The 3106-nt window shown below is 59.5% G+C and carries 3 protein-coding genes; 2 read left to right on the top strand and 1 reads right to left on the bottom strand.

Annotated features, from left to right (window positions below; all coding sequences use genetic code 11):
• Positions 1 to 63: 63 nt before the first annotated feature.
• Positions 64 to 936 (bottom strand): LysR family transcriptional regulator, encoded by an 873-nt coding sequence (locus F8N49_RS26835; protein ID WP_122752180.1) that lies wholly within the window; start codon positions 934 to 936, stop codon positions 64 to 66.
• Positions 937 to 1058: 122 nt separating this feature from the next.
• Between F8N49_RS26835 and F8N49_RS26830 the strand changes: the two genes are divergently transcribed.
• Positions 1059 to 1499, top strand: a complete 441-nt coding sequence (locus F8N49_RS26830) for a PACE efflux transporter (RefSeq protein ID WP_073472057.1) — start codon at positions 1059 to 1061, stop codon at positions 1497 to 1499.
• 125 nt (positions 1500 to 1624) lie between these two features.
• On the top strand, positions 1625 to 3049 hold the full coding sequence (locus F8N49_RS26825; RefSeq protein ID WP_122752181.1) for an MFS transporter: 1425 nt from the start codon (positions 1625 to 1627) through the stop codon (positions 3047 to 3049).
• Positions 3050 to 3106 lie beyond the last annotated feature (57 nt).

Here is a 3106-nt window from a genome sequence, read left to right as displayed (position 1 = left end):
TTTCAAGAACAAGATCAAAAGATCGCAGCCTTCGGCAGCTCCTACAGGGGTTTTGTGTTGTGCTCAATGGCTGAGCAGGTCAACCAGGGCCTGCGCACCCTTCTGCAAGGGCTGGCTCTTGAGCCACACCGCGTGCACAGGCAGCACCAGGCCATTTTCGATGTTGCGAAAATTCAGCCTTTTCAAACGTCCCGTGTCCAGCCACGGCTGTACCACAGACAGCGGAAAATTACCCCAGCCCAACCCCGCTTCGACCATTTCCATTGCCGTCTCAAGATTGTCCGTACGCCAGTAGGATTCGGCCACCAACGGCCGCGTTTCGCTGATCGGCAAGTCACGGCTGGCGACGATGATCTGCCGCACCTGCACCAGATCTTCAAGAAACACATCCCGCCCCTGCAACAACGGGCTGTCCGCCGCCAGCGTGGCGATCATGCGTTCGCTGCCGACGAACTGAAACCGCTCCAGCGCATTCACGCTCAAACCGGCAAACGCCAGGCACACGCTGACCCGGCCACTGTGCAACATCGCCAGCACATCATCCTGCGGCGCAGTAAGCACTTCGATGTCGAGCAACGGATGCCGCTCGGCAATCACCTTGATCGCTGCCAGCAAGCGCCGCCGATCAACGTCCGCAACCACGCCGATCGACAACCTGCTTTCCAGTCCCAACGACAGCTCCACCGCGTGCACTTGCAGCTGCTTGAGCTGCTCGGCGATCAGTCGCGCGTGGGGCACCAACGACTGCGCCATCGCCGTGGGTTGCGGCTCGCGGTGGCTGCGGTCGAACAACGGGTAACCGAGTTCCGCTTCAAGATTGGCAATGCCCATGCTCACCGCGGAGGGCACCTTGCCCAACTGCCGCGCGGCAGCGGAGAACGAGCCGCGTTCGATCACCGCGAGAAATAATTCGATGCTGTCGCTGTTGAAATTCAAACGCCTCACCTATCAATAAAACTGAAAGCTTCCGACTTTTTCTGTCAGGTCTATTGAAGCTATCTTTGCTCGCCTTCGCCAGCCCCGCTGGCCAACATTCGGCAAGAAAGAGGCAAATCTGCATGCAAGGCGTGAAACGCAAACTGGTCTACGTGTCGCTCTACGAAGTGATCGGCATGACCTTCTCGGCACTTGGTCTGGCACTGTTATCGGGCACATCGCCGGGCAGCACCGGGCCGCTGGCGGTGATCATCACCAGCATCGCCGTGACCTGGAATTTCATTTACACCTCGTTGTTCGAGCGCTGGGAAAGTCGCCAGGTCTCGCGCACCCGTACGGTCAAACGGCGTATCGCCCACGCCGTCGGCTTTCAACTGACGCTGATCGTGTTTCTGATTCCGCTGATTGCGTGGTGGATGAACATCAGCCTGATGCAGGCGTTCCTGCTGGATCTGGCACTGATCATTTTCATCCCGTGCTACACCTTCGTGTTCAACTGGCTGTTCGACCGCATTTTCGGCCTGCCGAGCTCGGCGCTGCCGGATTCTACCGCTGCGACATAAATCGCTAATTCGTAAGTAGATATTGCGAGAAATCAGCGGTTCAACCTGTTAAACCGCCGACATTCACAATCCGCTAACACCGATAGCAGGCTAAGCTTTTCCATCAATAAAAAATGGATCAGCTTATGACTGCTCACGCTCCCGCCGCCGCGCCCAGTGATGGCATCGACCCGGTACGCGCCGCCGAGATTTCCGCCCGCATTGATCGGCTGCCCGCCGTCGCCACCATCTGGCGTCTGGTGGCGCTGCTGTCGATCGGTGGATTTTTCGAACTCTACGATCTGTTCCAGACCGCCTACATCAGTCCCGGGCTGATTCGCGACGGCCTGTTCGCCACTGGCAGTCAGGGGGTGTTCGGCTTCTCCGATCAGGCGGCGTTCGCCTCGGCGACGTTCCTCGGCCTATTCCTCGGCGCCAGCCTGCTCAGTCCGCTGGCGGATCGTTTCGGCCGCCGGGCGATCTTCACCTTCGCCCTGATCTGGTACACGGTGGCGACAGTGCTGATGGGGATTCAGACCTCGGCGCTGGGCATCATCGGCATGCGTTTTCTGGTCGGCATCGGCTTGGGTATCGAATTGGTGACGATCGATGCCTACCTCTCGGAACTGGTCCCTAAACGTATGCGCAGCTCGGCGTTCGCCTTTGCGTTTTTCGTGCAGTTCCTCTCGGTGCCAGCGGTGGCCTTGATGTCGTGGTGGCTGGTGCCGCAAGCGCCGTTCGGCATTTCCGGCTGGCGTTGGGTAGTGTTGGCCAGCGCGGTGTTCGCGCTGTTTATCTGGTGGCTGCGCAAGCGTCTGCCGGAATCGCCGCGCTGGCTGGCGCAGCATGGTCGCTTTGATGAGGCCAACCGGATCCTCGACCATCTCGAAGCGCGCTGCGCCAAGGATTACGGCAAAGCGCTGGATGCGCCGGAACCGGTGCCCGTCGATGTCGAAGGCAAAGGCCGTTTCGCCGATATCTGGCAGCCGCCGTACCGCCGCCGCGCGTTGATGCTGATCGTCTTCCACATCTTTCAGGCGATCGGTTTCTTCGGTTTCGGCAACTGGTTGCCGGCGCTGCTTTCGGGGCAAGGCGTGAGCGTCACCCACAGTTTGATGTACGCCTTCATCATCACCCTCGCCTACCCGCTCGGGCCGTTGCTGTTCGTGAAGTTCGCCAACCGTTTCGAGAACAAATGGCAGATCGTCGGCTCGGCCCTCGGCGCGATGACCTTCGGCACCCTGTTCGCCCTGCAGACCAGCGCGTTCGGGCTGATTTTCTGCGGGGTAATGATCACCTTCTGCAACGCCTGGCTGAGCTTCAGTTATCACTCCTACCAGAGCGAACTGTTCCCGACCAACATCCGCGCCCGCGCGGTCGGGTTCTGCTATTCGTTCAGTCGCTTGTCGACGGTGTTCAGCAGTCTGCTGATCGGCATGTTCCTGGATAATTTCGGCACGCCGGGGGTACTGGCGTTTATCGTCAGCAGCATGCTGATCGTGATGCTGACCATCGGCTGGTTCGGTCCACGAACGCGTAATCTGGCGTTGGAAAATATTGCCCATCGTTGACGGCCAACACAGGACTCACCTGTGGGAGCGAGCCTGCTCGCGAAGGCGCCGTGTAAG

The sequence above is a fragment of the Pseudomonas sp. GXM4 genome (assembly GCF_008923895.1).
In the GTDB taxonomy this organism is placed as follows: domain Bacteria; phylum Pseudomonadota; class Gammaproteobacteria; order Pseudomonadales; family Pseudomonadaceae; genus Aquipseudomonas; species Aquipseudomonas atacamensis.
Note: the sequence above shows the minus strand (reverse complement) of the source record. Positions and strands in the feature narration are given on the sequence as shown.

Bases quoted from the DNA above. Each gene is read 5' to 3' on its own strand.
- F8N49_RS26825 (WP_122752181.1), top strand. From the start codon at position 1,625: ATGACTGCTCACGCTCCCGCCGCCGCGCCCAGTGATGGCATCGACCCG.
- F8N49_RS26830 (WP_073472057.1), top strand. From the start codon at position 1,059: ATGCAAGGCGTGAAACGCAAACTGGTCTACGTGTCGCTCTACGAAGTG.